16 protein-coding genes are annotated in these 17665 nt (G+C 37.5%); 3 read left to right on the top strand and 13 right to left on the bottom strand.

Annotated features, from left to right (window positions below; all coding sequences use genetic code 11):
- Nucleotides 1-18: 18 nt before the first annotated feature.
- The 8 genes from LAV82_RS19990 to LAV82_RS20025 form a co-directional block, all read right to left on the bottom strand.
- A complete protein-coding gene (locus LAV82_RS19990) occupies nt 19-1509 on the bottom strand; it encodes a peptide MFS transporter (protein ID WP_057273060.1) in 1491 nt (496 codons plus the stop codon).
- Nucleotides 1510-2037: 528 nt separating this feature from the next.
- The gene (locus LAV82_RS19995) at nt 2038-3402 is read right to left on the bottom strand and encodes an allantoinase (protein WP_211078795.1); all 1365 of its coding nucleotides are present in this window, start codon (nt 3400-3402) and stop codon (nt 2038-2040) included.
- Nucleotides 3403-3781: 379 nt separating this feature from the next.
- The gene (locus tag LAV82_RS20000) at nt 3782-5209 is read right to left on the bottom strand and encodes a sensor histidine kinase (protein ID WP_195780261.1); all 1428 of its coding nucleotides are present in this window, start codon (nt 5207-5209) and stop codon (nt 3782-3784) included.
- Complete coding sequence (locus LAV82_RS20005; protein WP_013056756.1) at nt 5199-5873, bottom strand: response regulator transcription factor; 675 nt, start codon at nt 5871-5873, stop codon at nt 5199-5201. The genes LAV82_RS20000 and LAV82_RS20005 overlap by 11 nt, the downstream gene beginning before the upstream one ends.
- A 175-nt stretch (nt 5874-6048) precedes the next feature.
- Nucleotides 6049-6207 (bottom strand): hypothetical protein, encoded by a 159-nt coding sequence (locus tag LAV82_RS20010; protein WP_211078796.1) that lies wholly within the window; start codon nt 6205-6207, stop codon nt 6049-6051.
- Between the two features lie 30 nt (nt 6208-6237).
- A complete protein-coding gene (locus LAV82_RS20015) occupies nt 6238-7113 on the bottom strand; it encodes a peptidylprolyl isomerase (RefSeq protein ID WP_057237069.1) in 876 nt (291 codons plus the stop codon).
- Between the two features lie 25 nt (nt 7114-7138).
- Nucleotides 7139-8140 carry an acyltransferase family protein gene (locus LAV82_RS20020; RefSeq protein WP_057273057.1) on the bottom strand — a complete coding sequence of 334 codons (1002 nt, stop codon included), beginning with the start codon at nt 8138-8140 and terminating at the stop codon, nt 7139-7141.
- A gap of 296 nt (nt 8141-8436) precedes the next feature.
- Entirely contained in the window at nt 8437-9861 is a 1425-nt protein-coding gene (locus LAV82_RS20025; protein WP_499716783.1) for an amino acid permease, read from the bottom strand.
- A gap of 363 nt (nt 9862-10224) precedes the next feature.
- Here LAV82_RS20025 and LAV82_RS20030 point away from each other — a divergent pair, with 363 nt between their 5' ends.
- Nucleotides 10225-10878: a GntR family transcriptional regulator gene (locus LAV82_RS20030; RefSeq protein ID WP_013056752.1), complete on the top strand. Its 654-nt coding sequence runs from the start codon at nt 10225-10227 to the stop codon at nt 10876-10878.
- A 177-nt stretch (nt 10879-11055) separates the two neighbouring features.
- Here LAV82_RS20030 and nhaC read toward each other — a convergent pair whose 3' ends face one another.
- Nucleotides 11056-12462, bottom strand: a complete 1407-nt coding sequence (gene nhaC, locus LAV82_RS20035) for a Na+/H+ antiporter NhaC (protein WP_098548909.1) — start codon at nt 12460-12462, stop codon at nt 11056-11058.
- 328 nt (nt 12463-12790) lie between these two features.
- On the opposite strand from nhaC, the gene msrA reads away from it, so the two are divergent.
- A complete protein-coding gene (gene msrA / locus LAV82_RS20040) occupies nt 12791-13696 on the top strand; it encodes a peptide-methionine (S)-S-oxide reductase MsrA (protein ID WP_499716784.1) in 906 nt (301 codons plus the stop codon).
- Between the two features lie 3 nt (nt 13697-13699).
- On the opposite strand, the gene LAV82_RS20045 is transcribed toward msrA, so the two are convergent.
- On the bottom strand, nt 13700-14395 hold the full coding sequence (locus tag LAV82_RS20045) for a YqjF family protein (protein ID WP_098449312.1): 696 nt from the start codon (nt 14393-14395) through the stop codon (nt 13700-13702).
- A 19-nt stretch (nt 14396-14414) separates the two neighbouring features.
- Nucleotides 14415-15368, bottom strand: a complete 954-nt coding sequence (locus LAV82_RS20050) for an NAD(P)/FAD-dependent oxidoreductase (protein ID WP_098580212.1) — start codon at nt 15366-15368, stop codon at nt 14415-14417.
- A gap of 199 nt (nt 15369-15567) precedes the next feature.
- Here LAV82_RS20050 and LAV82_RS20055 point away from each other — a divergent pair, with 199 nt between their 5' ends.
- Entirely contained in the window at nt 15568-15900 is a 333-nt protein-coding gene (locus LAV82_RS20055) for a hypothetical protein (protein WP_013056747.1), read from the top strand.
- A 35-nt stretch (nt 15901-15935) separates the two neighbouring features.
- Here LAV82_RS20055 and motB read toward each other — a convergent pair whose 3' ends face one another.
- A complete protein-coding gene (gene motB, locus LAV82_RS20060) occupies nt 15936-16769 on the bottom strand; it encodes a flagellar motor protein MotB (RefSeq protein WP_098580210.1) in 834 nt (277 codons plus the stop codon).
- Nucleotides 16762-17556, bottom strand: a complete 795-nt coding sequence (motA, locus tag LAV82_RS20065) for a flagellar motor stator protein MotA (RefSeq protein WP_013056745.1) — start codon at nt 17554-17556, stop codon at nt 16762-16764. Before motA ends, motB begins: the two co-directional genes overlap by 8 nt.
- Nucleotides 17557-17665: the final 109 nt, after the last annotated feature.

Raw genomic sequence — 17665 nt, forward strand, 5'->3', positions numbered from 1 at the left:
CCTTAAGGACGGTTTTTCTTATTGAACACCTTTCATTAAACGCTGAATTTTTGGAGAAATCATTAGCACAATTAGACCTAAAATGACCGACACTCCGCCCAATGCAGCAAAATAAACAACTTGCGAAATGTTTTCATAGTATTGAACAAGCTGAGCATTGATTGCCTGCGCCGCTGCGCTTGTTAGGAACCATAAGCTCATCGTCTGAGCAGAAAACGCTGCAGGTGCTAGTTTTGTTGTAGTTGATAACCCTACTGGTGATAAACAAAGCTCTCCAACTACAACTAAGAAGAAGCTTAGCACTAGCCATAGCGGGCTCGCTAACGTTTCATTTCCATGAATGCTAGCCGGGATAACCATGACAAGGAAAGAAAGCCCTGCAAATAAAAGTCCTAATGAAAACTTCTTTGGTGTAGAAGGCTGTCTGTTTCCTAATTTTACCCAAACCGCTGCAAAAACTGGCGCAAATATAATAATGAATAGCGGATTTAACGATTGGAACCAGCCAACTGGAATTTTAAAACCACCATACGTTAGCTGCGTATGATCTTTTGCATACGTTGCTAAAATTGTTGACCCCTGCTCTTGAATCGCCCAGAACATTACTCCAGAGATAAAAAGAGGAATGTAGGCTAATACGCGTGAACGCTCATCAGCTGTTGTCTTGGGGCTCTTATACATAACAACAAAGTAAATAATAGGAATAACAATCGCTAAAATACTTACAAATAAAATAACGCCTTCAACAGTTAAAATGCCCGCTAAAGAAGTCAGTACAATAAAGATTGCAAGTACAACTACAGCAAGTGCAATGGTACCAAAAACTTTTTTACGTTCTTCTGGTTTTAAAGGGTTTGGAACTTGTCTGCCTGCACGACCTAGGTTTTTGCCTCGTGTAGCCATAAATACGATTAGACCTAAAAGCATTCCTACTGCCGCGATTCCAAAACCTAAGTGGTAGTTATACTTTTCACCTACTGTTGAAACAACTAGCGGCGCGATAAATGCTCCAGCATTTACACCCATATAGAAGATACTAAATCCAGCATCTCGACGGTTATCAGTAGGGCTATACATATCACCCACAACGCTTGAAACGTTTGGTTTTAATAAACCTGTTCCGATGATAATTAAGAACATTGAAATAAACAGCGCGGTTACACCTGCTGGCAACGCAAGCACTAGATGTCCGAGCATAATAAATATACCACCGTAAAACACCGTATTAGACGTACCTAAAATGCGGTCTGCAATCCAACCGCCAATAATTCCAGACATATAAACAAGGGAACCATAAATAGAAAAGATCGCTAAAGCGGTTCCTTGTTCCATTCCTAATCCACCGTTTGCAATTGTATCGTACATGTACAATACAAGTAGCGCCCGCATTCCATAGTATGAAAAACGCTCCCAGAATTCTGTAAAGAACAAGGTAAATAACCCTTTAGGATGTCCGAAGAATCCTTTTTGAGGAACTGTTTCATACACTTTTTCTCTCTCTACCGACATATTCCTTAACCTCTCTTTCAACCGTAAACCATCATAGACAAAACTGTCAAAAAATTATGATGATATAAAAAAATAGAAACAAGAAAATTTTATTCTTATAAAATGATTCTGTCAATATCAGAATTTTACAATGAGTGCATAAAATACGGTTTTCCATTATAAAATTGCACCTATAAAAAGCTTTAAATCAAGATTTCTTTTCTTAAAATATCTTTTTGAAAATTTTTTTATACAAAACCCTTGATTACAAAGCATCTGATTATCTACTTTTCATACAACCAGATAATATTTTTCTTTTTGGAAATTTTTTCTCCATATTAAAAAAGAAGCTTTATTATTTTTTTATTATGCTTCCCTCAACCAAAAATATATTTTTTCAGAATAATAAAAACCTCTTTAGAAATGTCTCTTTTGTTATAGTAGATACTCATTCTTCTCCTATGTATTACCTTTAATATAAGTCATCCTCATTTTTTTATGTAAAAAAAGAGATAAAAGATTTATTTTTTATCTCTTTTTTCGCTGTACCTACAATTTTACGTATTCACCGTTTACCATTTGTCCTTTGTGAAGAGGAAACACACCTTCTTCTTTATTGTATACAATCGTTCCTCTACTAATAGTGGTTAAAATAACGCTATTAAATACCGTTCCTTCATATATACTGTGCTTATGTTTGAAAACCATTCCTTCTTTTGTCACTTTTTCAGTTTGATCCAGATCAACGATAACCAAATCCGCATCCGACCCTAGCAAAATGCTTCCTTTTTTAGGATATAAACCGAATCGTTTAGCTGGATTGGTTGATACAAGCTTTGAAATGTGAGAAAGAGAAATCCCTCTAGTGATGGCTCCCTCACTAATCATTGCTTGCAAAGAGTACTGACCGCCTGATATTCCACCCCAAACTTTAAATAAATCATTCTGATGAGCTGTTTTTAACTCAATTGGACAAGGAGAATGATCCGAAGAAATCATATCTACCTCCTCTGATTGAATACAAGCCCATAATTTTTCTTTTTGACTCCTGCTGCGAAGAGGAGGTGCACACTTAGCCGTTACGCCAATTTCTTCAAAGTCTTCCTCTGTAAAAAGCAAATAATGCGGACAAGTTTCCAGCGTAACGTTCATTCCATTCTTCTTTGCTTCCGTAATAAGCTGCACTGCTTCATAGCTGCTAATGTGCACAAAGTGAAGTGGACATCCCGTTTCTTCACCGTACTCAAGCGCTTGCTTTACTGCGTTTACTTCTGCTACAACCGGTCGCGTTTCTAAATAATCTTTAATAGCAGTTTGCTTTTGCTTCTGTTTAGCCTGTTCAAGCTTTTGTATTAAGTCATTTCTTTCAGCATGCAGGGCAAGCACTTTATTTAGTTTTGCAATCTCTTTCATTCCTTCGTATAATGTGAGGTCATCTGAGAAATCAAATTCAGAACCGGCTTCTGACATAAATGCTTTAAAACCTATTACACCCGAATGAGCCATTTTGGCTAATTCTTCTTTATTACCAGGAACCACCCCTCCCCATAGACCATAATCTACTACTGACTTTTGATCAGCCAGCTTTTTCTTTTCCCACAGCGCTGCTTCTGTTACGGTAGGAGGAACGCCGTTTAAAGGCATATCAAAATATGTAGTGCAGCCTCCCGCAGCCATAGATGCTGAACCGTAGTCAAACCCTTCCCAATGGTCTCGGCTCGGTTCATCAAAATGCACGTGAATATCAATCATTCCAGGCAGAACATATTTGCCTTTAGCATCTACGTATTTTTTTGCTGGTGTGCTAACACCTTGCGCTATTTCTGCAATCTTTCCTTTATTAATCCCTATATCCGCTTTTACTATTTCGTCTTCTAATACGACCGAACCATCCCGAATAATTAAATCGTACATGTTATCAAACTCCCCTTTATTTAACTACTCCATCTTCTTATTAAACGAAGCAGTCTGCTATTGTTCTATCATGCACTGTTTCCTTTAAAAAGTCTTTATCCTTGTAAAGAAACCTGACACATAGACTGGTTATTACGCTAGTAAATATAACTGAATTATCTGATTTTTACACTCGCCATTTTGTCTAAACTTTTCTTTTTTATTTGGTCACTTTCACTAACTAAAAAGAGATTAAGACATAACCAAATCAACAGCTAGAAGCAACTACATACATGAAATCTACGTTCACCCTAAACATAAAAAAACCGAACGAGTTTGATTCCCCATTAAGAATCAACTCGTTCGAATCTTCCTTCAACTAATTTTTTCATAGTCTCTTTTAACTCTTTTTCACTTTTTGTGACATTGGCAACCTTACTGTAAATGTACTTCCTTTTTCTTGTTCACTTTCTACGTCAATTTTCCCTTTATGTGTTTCTACGATCCATTTAGCGATTGCTAAGCCTAGCCCATGACCTCCCATTTGACGAGATCGCGATTTGTCAGCACGATAAAAGCGGTCAAAAATCCGATCCTTTTCATCTGGATGGATCCCAACGCCCGTATCACGTACTTTTAATATACATTCACTTCCATGCTGAACTACTTGAATGTTTACACTTCCATGAGGAGTCGTATATTTAATCGCATTGTCTAACAAAATGTAAATCAGCTGAGTTAGACGCTCTTGATCTCCAGTTACTACTAATTTTTCCGGCGTATCCAGCTGCAAATCAATATGTTTAGAAATCGCTAGGGTTTCAACGGATTCCATTACCTTTTGCACCGCGTCTGTAATATCAAAGGGCATCATTGCTTTTTCTACTTTATTAGAGTCTGAGCGTGCAAGCGTAAGCAAATCACTGACGAGACTCGTCATGCGCTTCACTTCAGCTTTCATATTATTGATTAATTTTTTAGAAAAAGGATCTTCTGTTACTTCCTCCTGCATTTCTAAAGCGTTGATAGAAGAAAGCATAACGCTAAGCGGCGTTCTTAACTCATGGGATGCATCCGCCACAAACTCTTTTTGCTTTTGGAAAGCTGTTTCAATTGGAACCATGGCCCGTTTTGACATTAAGCGGCTAATATAAATGGCTACTCCTACAAACAGTACGGTAAGGCTTAACATAATAATAAGGAGCCACTTTAACAGCTGATAAAGAAATGAAACGTCTTTTCCAATATAAAGCATCCCTAAAAATTGACCTTTATAAAAAATAGGTTCACCCGCCATCATCAAATCAATATCTATTTTGCCTTCCCCGTTTTGCCCTTTTACTCCTTCAATGTGTTCGAAACTAGGACGCGGGGCTTTTATTCGTTCTTTCCTCACTTCATTTTCAATAGGGATCCACCCATCAATTAAATCTAATAAGTTAGAGCGAAGCCGCTCGCTCGCTTCGTTTCCCATAATAAGGTCCCCTTCAGGACTGATTACATAATAAAAAAATTGATCTTCACCAGCTACGACAATGTTTTTGTACTCTTCTTTTGACTGTTGATCGGAGCTGTTTATCGCTTGTTTAATTAAGATGCTTTGGACAATTCGGGACTCTTGCTTTAGCATGCTATTTAAGTTTTGCTGCTGACTATTGGATACAACCACATATACCAATGCATAAACAATAAACACGAATAATAGCAAAAACAGCATTAGTAATGCGCTATATCGGAATGTTAAACGATTTTGCGTCTGGCTGAATAAATCTTGCTTTACTTTTTGTTTTACTTTCTGTTTAGCTCTTGTAAGGAGTTTAGCTTTCAATTTTGTAGCCTACTCCGCGAATGCTTTGAATAAGATCCTGTTTGTTAAATTTCTCTAGTTTTTTTCGCAAAAGTTTAACCGTCGCATCAATCGTTTTAATGGAAACATCTGATTCATATCCCCATACCCGGTCTAAAATAATATCTCGAGAAAGAACTTGTCCTTTGTTTTTCACTAAAAAATCTAGGAGTTGAAATTCACGAGGACTTAATTGAATAAATTCCTCGTCAAACTGTACGGTTTGACTTGCTCTTTTTAATATCATGCTGGCAATCTCTACTTCTTCTTCTAAAATCGGTGCATAATTACGACGAGACAAAGCACGAAGCCTTGCAAGCAGCTCGTCAATTTCAAATGGCTTAATAACGTAATCATCCGCTCCCGCATCTAAGCCTTGTATACGATCTTGAACCGCATCTTTTGCTGTTAACATAAGAATAGCTCCGGCGTATCCTTCTTTTCTTAGACGTTTACATACATCGATTCCGTCGCCATTGGGCATCATCCAGTCAAGAATTAACACATCATAATGCGCTTCAGATGCATAATCATATGCATCATTCCCTTCCGTCACCCATTCGACGTTATAGCCTCCTTTTTTCTTTAGCATATAACTAACTAATTCACCTAGCTGCAAATCATCTTCTGCTAGCAGTACATTCATTCCGCGTAACTCCTTCCTTCGATACATTTCGCTGCATCCTTTTGTTTACTTTATTATACAAAAAGAATCAGCAGAAACAAGCTGCCTCTACTGATCTCTTTTCATTTTAAATTCCCTTAGCTATACTCAGCAGGGGCGTAAACTGCTGTTCAGCAGTTTGCGTCTTTTGTACTCTTTATGAATGCCTAACGATTTGATTTGAATATGAAGGATTTGATCCATTAACAGTTTCTGTGACCTTTACAGCACGCCGGCATATCTCAGCTCGTACACCTCTGTGCTTCAATTGCTCGACGATTTTTTCTAACTTACTATAAGACGCTGTTTGTTTCATATCCATCCCCTCATTTCGTTAAGGTATTATTTATGAATCAAGTTTGTTTGTAATATCATACTTTTTCTTTAGCTTTTGTAACCATGTTGGATACTCTGTTTGGTATTTTTGATCAAGCAGCGTTTGCTTGATTTTTGCTTTACTATTTTCATATGTTGCTTTTTGCGCTTCCTTTTTGCCTGTTACTTTAATAATGTGATAACCGTATTCTGTTTTAACTGGATCACTTACTTCATTTACCTTCATTGAAAATGCTTTGTTGGCAAAAGCTTCGACCATATCACCTTTTTTGAAATATCCAAGGTCTCCGCCATTTGATTTAGAAGCTGTATCTGTTGAGTATTCTTTTGCTAACTTCGCAAAATCTTCTCCTTTATCAAGCTTTGCCTTTACTTCTTTCGCTGTTTTTTCGTCTGCTACTAAGATATGACTAGCTTTCACCTGTGCTTCTGTAGCTAGTGAATCTTTATTTTGATTAAAGTACGATTTCATTTCACTATCTTTAATATTAATAGTCGACTCGACCATTTTTTTTGCTTCAATATTCGTCTTTAAATCTTTTTTCAGCTCTGACAATTTTACACCGCTAGATGCTAATGCTTGATTTAATGCATCTTCTCCCCCGTACTGACTTTTAAGGTTTTCTAATTCAGCATTAATTTCTTTATCGGTTACTTTAATATTTTGTTTAGCTGCTTCTTTTGAAATAACTTTTTGTTCAATCAGTGAATCAAGGACACTTGATCCTCCTTGAGCAAGAAGAGCATCGTACAGCTGATCTTTTGTGATTTTTTCATCACCAACGGTAGCAACCACCTTTGATTTATTCATTGCTACGGCACCAATAGCTACTGCAGCAATAATCACAACGGCTGCAATAATCATAATTATTTTGTTTTTAGACATCGTTAAACTCCTTTTCCATTTCTCATTACTTACCTAAACTTAAACTTTTGCGCCTTGGTAACGGTTTAAGCTCAATTAAAGGTCTTGCAATAGTAGATACGTATTTACTCGACAACAACCACGCCACTCCACAAGCTCCAATTAGAAGAATACTGTATCCTTGTACACTTTCTATCCAGTCTCCAAAAGAAGATAGGCGGATATATTTAATCAGAAACCCATGTAGCAGATATACATAAAAGGTTTGAGCACCTCGAGATGTAAAGGACATCGTTTGTGTAGGGATCAAAGCTAGAAAGGAAATCGTCATTGCTAAGCTGATGCTATAAAATAGCGTACGAATGGTCATTCCCTCTAATTGATTTACACCTAAAGAGGCATAAGATTTTGAACCAAATAACCACTCTTTCTCAAAATCCGGTGCTATATACTGAATCCATAGAGCAATAATCAGCAAAGTGCCTCCAGCTACTTTTTTGCAAGAAACAGACGTCAACTTTTTAAAATGTTCTTTTTTCATATAAAATCCTGCTAAGAAGAAGGGAAAGAACACAAAGGTTCTAGAAAGGCTTAACGTTGTTTCCAGCGGTTCACATAAACCAATCATAATTCCTAAAACTGCCGCAACGGCTAAAGGATATTTGATTTTTGTAAAAATGAACAACATGGCGTTCCAACAAAATAAACTCAACAAAAACCATAGCGACCAAGCTGGCTGAAACACTGAAACTTCGAATGTGGATTCATCATACAGTTTATAGTCGTATACCGCATAGATAAGTTGAAAAATAATATAAGGAAGTAATACTTTCTTCGCCATCTTCCACATATATCCTTTTTTTCGGTATCCCTTTGCAAAATAGCCGCTTATTAAAATAAACGCTGGCATATGAAAGGTGTAAATAAATATGTAGAGCGTTCGTAGCCACTGTTCATCATTGATGAAGGGAGTTAACAAATGGCCAAACACTACTAATACAATTAAGATAAATTTTACATTATCAAAATACGCATCCCGCTTAGCCATTTGACCTCCTCCTTTCTTTCGCGTTCTACGGATCTGTACGGCGTGCCGCTGCGAATATCTTTTCTTTACATTCCTTACTATACATAGTGAAAATGAAAAAACAGTGAAAACCTTGCTTATTTCTATTTTTAAATAAGGCGCGGCTAAATAAGTTTGACAAATGGCGCCTCTTTCTCTACTATATAGATACGCACCCTATCCAATTCAATTTCGCTTGTTGCGGGACACTTAACCAGTACGGATGGATAGGGTGTTTTTGTATGCAAAAAAAGCAGAAGACCTAGGTCTTCTGCTTTTTATTTTGCTATAGGCTGACTTTCGTTTTTTCTGTTTCCTTTTTTATTTTTATTTTTATTTTTCAAATAATAAAACAAGTAACAAAAAAGGACAAATGGGATACCGCAGTATAATGCGATACGCTGACTCTCATCAAAAGCCAGTCCTACACAAGCAGCAAAGCATAAAACAAACGCTAAAATAGGTACAATAGGATATAAAGGAGCTTTGTAAACAAGCTTCGATACATCATTCCCTTCTTTAATATAGCGTCTTCTGAACATAAAGTGAGAAGCCGCAATAGCCATCCATACAGCTACAACCGCAAATCCAGAAATAGAAACTAATACTAAGTAAACAGTTGTTGGTGCAACTACGCTTGACAGCAAGGACAGACATGCCACTCCCATGCTGATAAGTAACGAATTAAATGGAACTCCTTTAGACGTTACTTTCCCTAACCAAGTGCTGACCATTTTTTGATCAGATAATGACCATAGCATTCTCGAACATGCGTATAATCCTGCATTAGCGTTTGATAATAAAGCTGTTAAAATAACCAAGTTCATGATATCTGCTGCGTAAGGAATACCTATTTGATCGAATACCGTTACAAAAGGACTTTCTAACACTCCTGCTTGTTTCCATGAAATCAATCCAGATAGTACAAACATGGCGCCAATAAAAAAGAAGAACGTACGCCAAATGATATTTTTAATTGCGCGAGGTATGTTCTTTTCCGGATCCTCTGTTTCCCCCGCCGTAATACCAATTAATTCTGTTCCCGAAAAAGCAAAGCTAACAGAAACCATCGTAATTAATACTGGCATAAGTCCATTTGGAAATAAACCGCCTTCTCCTGTAAAATGAGAAAGCATCGGCGCTTTTTCATGACCGCTAAGAGGAATAAATCCAAACATCGCTGCTGCGCCTAAAATAATAAATACAATAATCGTTAATACTTTAATACTTGAAAACCAAAATTCTGTTTCGCCGAAAAAACGTACAGATGTTGCATTTAAACCAAATAATAAAAGGGCAAACAGCGCGCTCCATATCCAAACCGAAACGTCAGGAAACCATCTTTGCATAAGCAATCCAGACGCTGTAAACTCCGAACCGACAGATACCACCCAAGTCAGCCAGTAGAGCCAGCCAACCGCAAAACCAGTTCCCGGTCCGATAAACTTCGTAGCGTATACTTGAAATGATCCTGACACAGGCATTGCTACGCTTAGTTCCCCTAGACATATCATGACTAAATACATAATTAATCCACCGATTAAATAAGCAAGGAGTGTTCCCCCAGGACCTGCTGCATTAATTGTGTAGCCTGAATTAAGAAACAGCCCCGTACCGATAACACCACCAAGAGAAATCATAAATAAATGACGGCTTTTCATTTTTCTTTGTAACTGATTCATAGATGTTGTATTCTCTCCCATTATGTACCTCCTTTTTTGTAGTAAACCCATCTAAAAACTTGGTTTATTTACATATTCTCTATAGTCTCTTCTCTGCAGGAGTAGGCTCTATTTCTTCGATATGTACGAATTTTGTATATTGTATACAATATACACTTCTTAAATCTTTTTACGATTATATCATTTTTCAGATTTTTTACAACAATGAATAGTAAAAAATATTTCAATAATTCTATTTTTTATATTCTAACTAAGATTAAATGAAGTGATATGATATGATTATTTTTACACCTGTACGTTCTTTCATGCTATTTTTATACTTTTTCATCACCATGACATGAAGAGAAAGAACGGCTGATGCGATATTTATTTTAGGGGGAAACAATGAACAAGGGGCCTATGATTTATCATTCATTAAAAGATCATGTATATAACTACATAGCAAGTCAAATTCAAGACGGTACACTGCTGCCTAACGACAAAATAAATGAAGCCAGTATTTGTTCTCAGCTGAATGTCAGCCGAACGCCTGTGAGAGAAGCGCTTATTAAACTGGCTTCAGACAATCTATTAGAATACAGACCGCGCAGAGGGTTTACTGTAAAGGAAATTGACACACCAAAAAAACTAGAAGTATTTGAAATCGTCGGTGCTTTAGATGGTCTTGCAGCTGCGCTGTCGATTGATCACTTAACGGAAGAAGATTTTACGAAGATGGATGAGCTTATTAAAAAAATCGATGTTTCGATTGAATTAGAAAATTATCAGGATTATCAAAAATATCAAACGTATTTTCATCGAGTATATTTGAACCGATGCGGTAATGTGACCTTAAAAGAACAGCTTATGTCTTTGCAAGACGGATTCATCAGACAAACGTACTTTAGCAATGACAATAAAGAGCTATACGCCATTTTACATGTGATGAATGAGCATCACCGCCATATTCTAAAACTTCTGAAGCAGAAAAAAAAGGCGGATGTTCAGCTTTACCTTCAAAATGTCCACTGGAACATCGAATATCCAGAAATGATTTGATCAAAGAGCTCGAGACATAACTAAATCAATCCAATCAACAGCTAGAAGCAACGAAATACATGAAACCTACGTTTATCATACCAATAAAAAAATCCGAACGAAGTTGATTCTCCATCAAGAATCTCAATTCATCGTTCGGATCTTCTTTCAACTAACATACTGTTGTCTCAGCCTCTTTTATTTCGCTATAGAAGAACGCTGTTTTTCTTCGGTTACGTACCAAATGAATTTCCCTGTATATCCGTAAATAATCGCCAAAATAATAGAGACAAAGCTTAGCCACATAAACGGCAGATAAGCGAATGTAGAAATCCCAAGCGTTGTAGCTAGAAATACACCGTTGTCCGTCCACGGAACCATCCCTGAAGTTAAGGTTCCCCCTACTTCCGAGTTACGGGCAAGCACTAGACGCTGTATTCTTAACTTGTCATAACTTTTCTCCATAATTTTCGGTGTTAAAATTAATGAAACATACATTGCACAACCAAATATATTCCCTAATAACCCAACGAAAATAGTAGAAGCCGTAACGTTTCCTGAATTGACAAGAATTTTTTCGAATTTAGATAACAGGACTTCTAAGACGCCGAGCTCATCTAATAACCCGCCAAAGCCTAGTCCAAAAATAATGACAATAATGGAACCGACCATGCTTAAAATTCCGCCACGATTTAACAGCTCACTTAAAAATGTGTTGTCGGTATTAATTTTAAACCCTTCATAAGCCGTATTAAATGCGCTCGCCACATCCATATGTTGAAAGACAACTGCCCATATAATTCCTAATAATGAGCCAATCGCAATTGCTGGAAGAGAAGGTTTCTTGAATGCTAAAAGGACAATGACAGCCAAAGCCGGAATCAGCATCCACCCGCTGATATGGAATGTATCCAACAGCGAAGATTTTAATCCTTCTACCCGTCCAGCATCAAAATCTTTTCCTCCATACATAAACCCTGTTACCGTAAATAATACTGCCGTAATGAGGTAAGCAGGAATATCCAACACTAACATTGCTTTTACGTGATCAATAACGTTCACTCGAGCCATTGACGCAGATAAAATGGTACTGTCAGAAAGAGGAGAAAGCTTGTCTCCAAAATAAGCTCCTGAAATCACAGCTCCAGCTACTAAAGCGAGCGGCATGCCTAGGCCTTGTCCGATTCCCATCATCGCGATTCCAGCTGTACCAACCGTTCCCCAAGATGTTCCTGTTGAAATCGAGGTAATAGAGCAAATGATAAGTGTAGCAAGTAAAAAGAATGTTGGATTAATAAACTCTAATCCAAAATAAATAAGAGAAGGAACAACTCCTCCGGCAATCCATGTTCCAATTAACGTACCGACGGCTAATAAAATTAAAATAGCTTCTAAGCCGTTTGATATTCCTCTTGTAATGGCCCCTTGCAGCTGATTATACGTATACCCAAGTCGTACTCCTAGCGCCATAACAATAAACCATGAAATAAATAAAGCGAGCTGAATAGGTAAATCAAAAACAGTTGCAAATGAAATAACAACTGCTAAAAATAAAGCAAGCACAATCATTATTTCCCACATAGATGGTAAACGGGTTGTGTTCAAACTAGCTCCTCCTAAACTGGTATGTAGATTCTGGAATGTGGTATCGTTTAAGAGTAAAACGTCCTTATTCTATTCTTTAATTGTTCCTCTTACTGCTTGAACCTATGTACTTCTTTGAATGCTTAAACAATAAACTGCATCTTTTTAAGAACATAAAATAAGGATACTCGTGTAAACAATAAGCCATTTTTCTTTTATCCAGTGGTCATAATACCACAAGAGCGTGCTTTCTTACAAGACTAGTTATAAAGCGCTTTCTGTTTATTTATACATTTTAATACATGAATATGTTTTTATTTATTTCATTCAACGAAAAGAGGTAAGTAACGTGAAAGAATATGCAACATTTGCGGGAGGATGCTTTTGGTGCATGGTCGCTCCTTTTGATCAGCTTCCAGGAATCAGCGGTATCCGCTCAGGCTACGCTAAAGATGAACAAATCACTTCTGAAGCTAAACAGGAAAGCGAATACGTAGAAGCAGTACAAATTGTATGGGATCCTTCTCATATTACGTTTGAAGAGCTGCTTAACCTGTATTGGCAGCAAATTGACCCTACGGATTCTGGCGGACAGTTTTCAGACCGCGGACCGGCATATCGAGCCATTATTTTTTATCACAACGAAAAACAAAAAGAAGCGGCTTTCGATTCTAAAAAAAAGCTAGCCCAAAGCGGACGCTTTAAGCATCCTATCGTCACACCTATTTTACCTTTTTCTTTTTTTTATGAAGCAGAAGAGCAGCAGCAGGATTATTATCGAAAAAACACATTTCACTATAAATTATACAAAGAAGGCTCGGGGCGAACTGATTTTCTGGGACAGCATTGGCCAAAGGACCGCTCCTATCTAAAAAAGGTCCTAACGCCCATGCAATATTTTGTTACGCAGGAAAACGGAACCGAACCTCCTTTTACAAATTTATATTGGAATAACAAAAAACAAGGAATTTACGTTGATCTTCTAACGGGAGAAGCACTGTTTAAAACGTCAGATCAACTCCCTTCCCATACAGGGTGGCCGGTTTTTAAACGCCCTATTTTATACGGAAATATAAAAAAAGTTCCGATGCAGCATGAAACAGCACTAAAAAGCAAAGAAGGAAATAACTATTTGGGTTTACTATTAACCGAAGAAAACAGCGAATACTATCAAGTAAATTCCGCGGCTTTGCGCTTCATTCCAACAGAGAAGCTTAAAGAAGAAGGGTATGAAGACTTTTTAATTTTGTTTTGATACTTATACTTTTTTAAAAGGATAAAAATAAGCCGTGACTTGATTTGCATAGTGCACAATTAAATCGCGATTGTCCGCGGGACGCAAAAAAGGCGGAGTAATAGAATCATCTCTTATTTCACACTCCCCTTTTTGCAGCTCCCAAGGATCATGATAAAGGTCTCCTCTGTAGACATTTCCTTGATGAGTAGTAAATAAGCAGTAGCGCTCTGTAAGCCAATGAGCTAATTCTCCTTTTCTACTGCGATAGGACGGAGAAATACCTCTATATGTAAGCTTTACTCGCTCTTTTTTTGAGTCTCTGTGCGTTCGAACTGACTGAAAAGAAATATGGTTCTGAGTTTTGTTGAATGTCATAGTAGCGTGGTAATAAGGCAAATGAAAAAACTGACGAGCAATCCATACCCCTAGCGGATTGCTTGCGTCTAAACTAAAAAAATAAACGCCTTTTTCCCCTTTATATGTAACATATGTACGCACATTCAACTCATATAGCCGTGAAAAGATGGGAACTGCGGGCGTTCCTTTGAATCGAATGTCTGTCATCGTAAAAGGTACAAGTGCAATCCATCCTTGACCATCATAGGTGTCAGGCTCTAACTGACTAGGCAATAAAGAAGCCAAAAATGCCGGATCTACAGGCCAATGAATAAACAGTAAATCTTTCCACGTTTGTTTCATTATCCAATTATTTTTCACTTCTTAGTCCCTCCTTTTTCTAGATGTTCTTTCCCATTAATTCAGCGGCTGCCGATTTCCCTGACAAATATGCGCTCTCTAACCGTGAGTGATTTGTTTCGTCTTCCCTTCTTAAAAAAGCATCTCCTGCCACCAGTAGCGACGGCATAATTTTAGCAAAGGGCTGATGAAGAACTTGTTCAACCTCTGCATAGCGCCATTTCTTTAACTGAATGCTTTTAATATGATTTGCACCTATCCATTCTTTTATTTCATTTTTTATCGCCCGCAGCAGCTCATGTTCATGTTCATCAAAATGTTTTTCTGACCAGTCTTTATTCATATATATGCTAAGAACGGGCGTCTTTGATATTCCTTTTTGCTCATGGTTAACGATTCTTTGGATTGTGCTAGAAGGATTCGTGATTTGACCATGATCACCATACAGCATCTCTGTGTAAAGCTCCACGATAGCAACCAAGCAGGGACTAAATTTCAGTGTATTAAGAATTGATTGGTCCGTTTGCAGCTTACTATTATTAAGCACCTCAATAACCTGAGGAGACGGAGGTGTAAGAATGATATCATTCGCTTCAAAAATCTCATTTTCTTCTGTATACAGCTGATACCTTCCGTTTTGAAAATCAATGGCTTGAACTTTTCGATTCACGTATACGCGTAGATCTTCAGCTAAATATTTAGCTAGCGCATTCATGCCATTCATACTTTGATACCGAGGGTGATGGTCACCAAACCACTTCTTAACCTTTCTATCAGCTATCCATTTATTTACGTCTTGTTGAAATTCATCGGATCTCACTGTAAAAAATTGAGCTCCGTGATCTGCTTTTCCATCTCCTACTCTTCGGGTAGCCATTCGTCCCCCTACACTTTTACCCTTATCAAGAAGAAAGACCTCTATCCCTTCTTTTTGTAATTCAGCCGCTGCTGTAAGGCCCGTCATTCCAGCACCTACTATTCCTACTCGTCTCATTTTTTCCTCCTTATTTAACGCATTTACTTACAGTATAAAAAAAGCGGAATGATTGAGCTAATTTAAACTGTCTTTTTCATTTAACTGCGTTTCTGCTTGTCTCAAAAAAATAGTCTACGATTCCATTCAGCTGAGTATACTTGTTGTATACAAATATATCTTTACCTGCTAGCACGTCTATAGATAGGAGGACTGTCACATGATGCTCTATGATATTAAGCACAAAGTATATTACGAAGTATTTAATACAGCTCGCCCTAAAATGAAGGACGCTCACCAAGGACGAAGCTGGGGATATGTTTATAAAAATCTCAATGGACAACCTACAAAGTTTTGGATTGATTTTACGCACGGACGGTTTATGTACTTTCAAGTTGAAGACAAGTGGTATCGCGTGCAATATTTGCAGTCCAATGATAAGAAAAAAACAGCGGATGTCTTTAAAGGCGCTCTCATTGACTTGATTTTAGATGGAATGGATCTCAAGTTAGTACGAGGAAACTTTGAAAAGAGAAGACTCTTAGCTTTATAACACATAGAAAAACAGCCGTAAAAGCAGGACTGCTTTTACGGCTGTTTAATTGTACGAGGAGTAATCAATATTTCAACCCTCCTATTTTTCGCTTGTCCCTCTGCTGTATTGTTAGATGTCACCGGTTTGAACTCTCCAAATCCTTTTGCACTGAACATGCTTGGATTAAGCTTATCGTTTTTTAAGATAACTTTCATAAAGTTAACTGCTCTCATCACGCTTAACTCCCAGTTGGATTCAAAACCAGCGTTGCGAATAGGTACGTTATCGGTGTGACCGCTAATAATAATATTACGAGGAGGATCAATCACCAAAAGCTCTGAAATATCATTTGCGATTTTTGTATCTTCACTCCGAACTTGTGCTCTTCCCGAATCAAACAATACATTGTCTCGAATGGAAATTAAGAGACCTTCCTCGGTTAGCGAAGTCTGTAATTGATTTGTTAAGTTTTTCTTTTTAATATACGCATTAATTTTAGATTGAATTTGCTGAAGCTCTTCTTGATCAGCTTCTCGAATGGTTTGCTCCTTTTGTTTGCTCGTCAACGATTGTGAAGAAGCAGGAGACTGATTGGGGGCTGTCTCCACTTCATTTGTTTTTTCCGTACTTTTAGCTGAAGGAGTATTTGAAGGCTGAACCGCTTCTTCAGATTCCTGCAGAGATTGAAATTCCATCACGCCCGTTCCTCCAACGAACGCTTCATTAAATGCGCGAGAAAGGTTCTTAAATTTCTGCGCATCCACTGAGCTCATTGCAAACAATACAATGAATAAAGCAAGTAAAAGTGTAAGCAAATCTGAGTAAGGAAGCAGCCAGCTTTCGTCAACATGGTCCTCTTCATGCTTTCGTTTTCTGCGTCTACTCATTTATGCCCACTTCACTTTCTTGAAGAAGCTTTTTACGTTCCGCTGTTGGCAAATAAGAAGCCAGCTTTTGCTCAATTACTTTTGGTGTTTCTCCTTCTAAAAGTGAAAGCACTCCTTCGATCATCATATACTTTACCTTTACTTCATGTTTCGATTTACGCTTTAGTTTATTTGCAAACGGATGCCATAGTACATACCCAGTAAAAATACCAAGAAGCGTAGCAACAAACGCCGCGCTGATCGCATGTCCTAGCGTATCTGTATCTTCCATGTTCCCAAGCGCAGCAATTAACCCTATAACAGCTCCAAGTACACCCAGAGTTGGAGCATATGTACCTGCTAAAGCAAAAATACTTGCACCCGTTTGATGTCTTTCTTCCATAGCATCAATTTCTTCAGACAACACGTCTCGTATATAATCCGCACTTTGACCATCAATAGCTAAATTCAAACCATTTTTTAAGAAAGGGTCATCTACATCAATAATTTGGGCTTCAAGTGATAGTAACCCTTCTTTTCGAACAACTTGTCCCCATTCAGAAAACATGGATACTAAATCAACGGGCTGCAGCATTTTTTGTTCTTTAAACAGGACACCAAACAGTTTTGGGACTCTCTTGATTTCATTTGAAGGAAATGCAATCACTACTGCTCCGACGGTTCCGACAATAATAATTAAAATAGCAGCCGGATTTCCTAACACAGATGGATTAACCCCTTTGAAAAACATGCCTACAATAAGAGAGGCTATTCCTAAAATCAGTCCAATAAAAGATGTTTTATCCATATGTAATTCTCCTATCCTTAACTTCCTGTTCTTTCTTTTTGTGTATTTTATCCTCATCTTTTATTTCGACTATTTCATAGAATTTTTAAGCTTTTTATGAATCATATTT

Source organism: Bacillus sp. ILBB4, assembly GCF_035064545.1.
Lineage (GTDB): Bacteria > Bacillota > Bacilli > Bacillales > Bacillaceae_H > Priestia.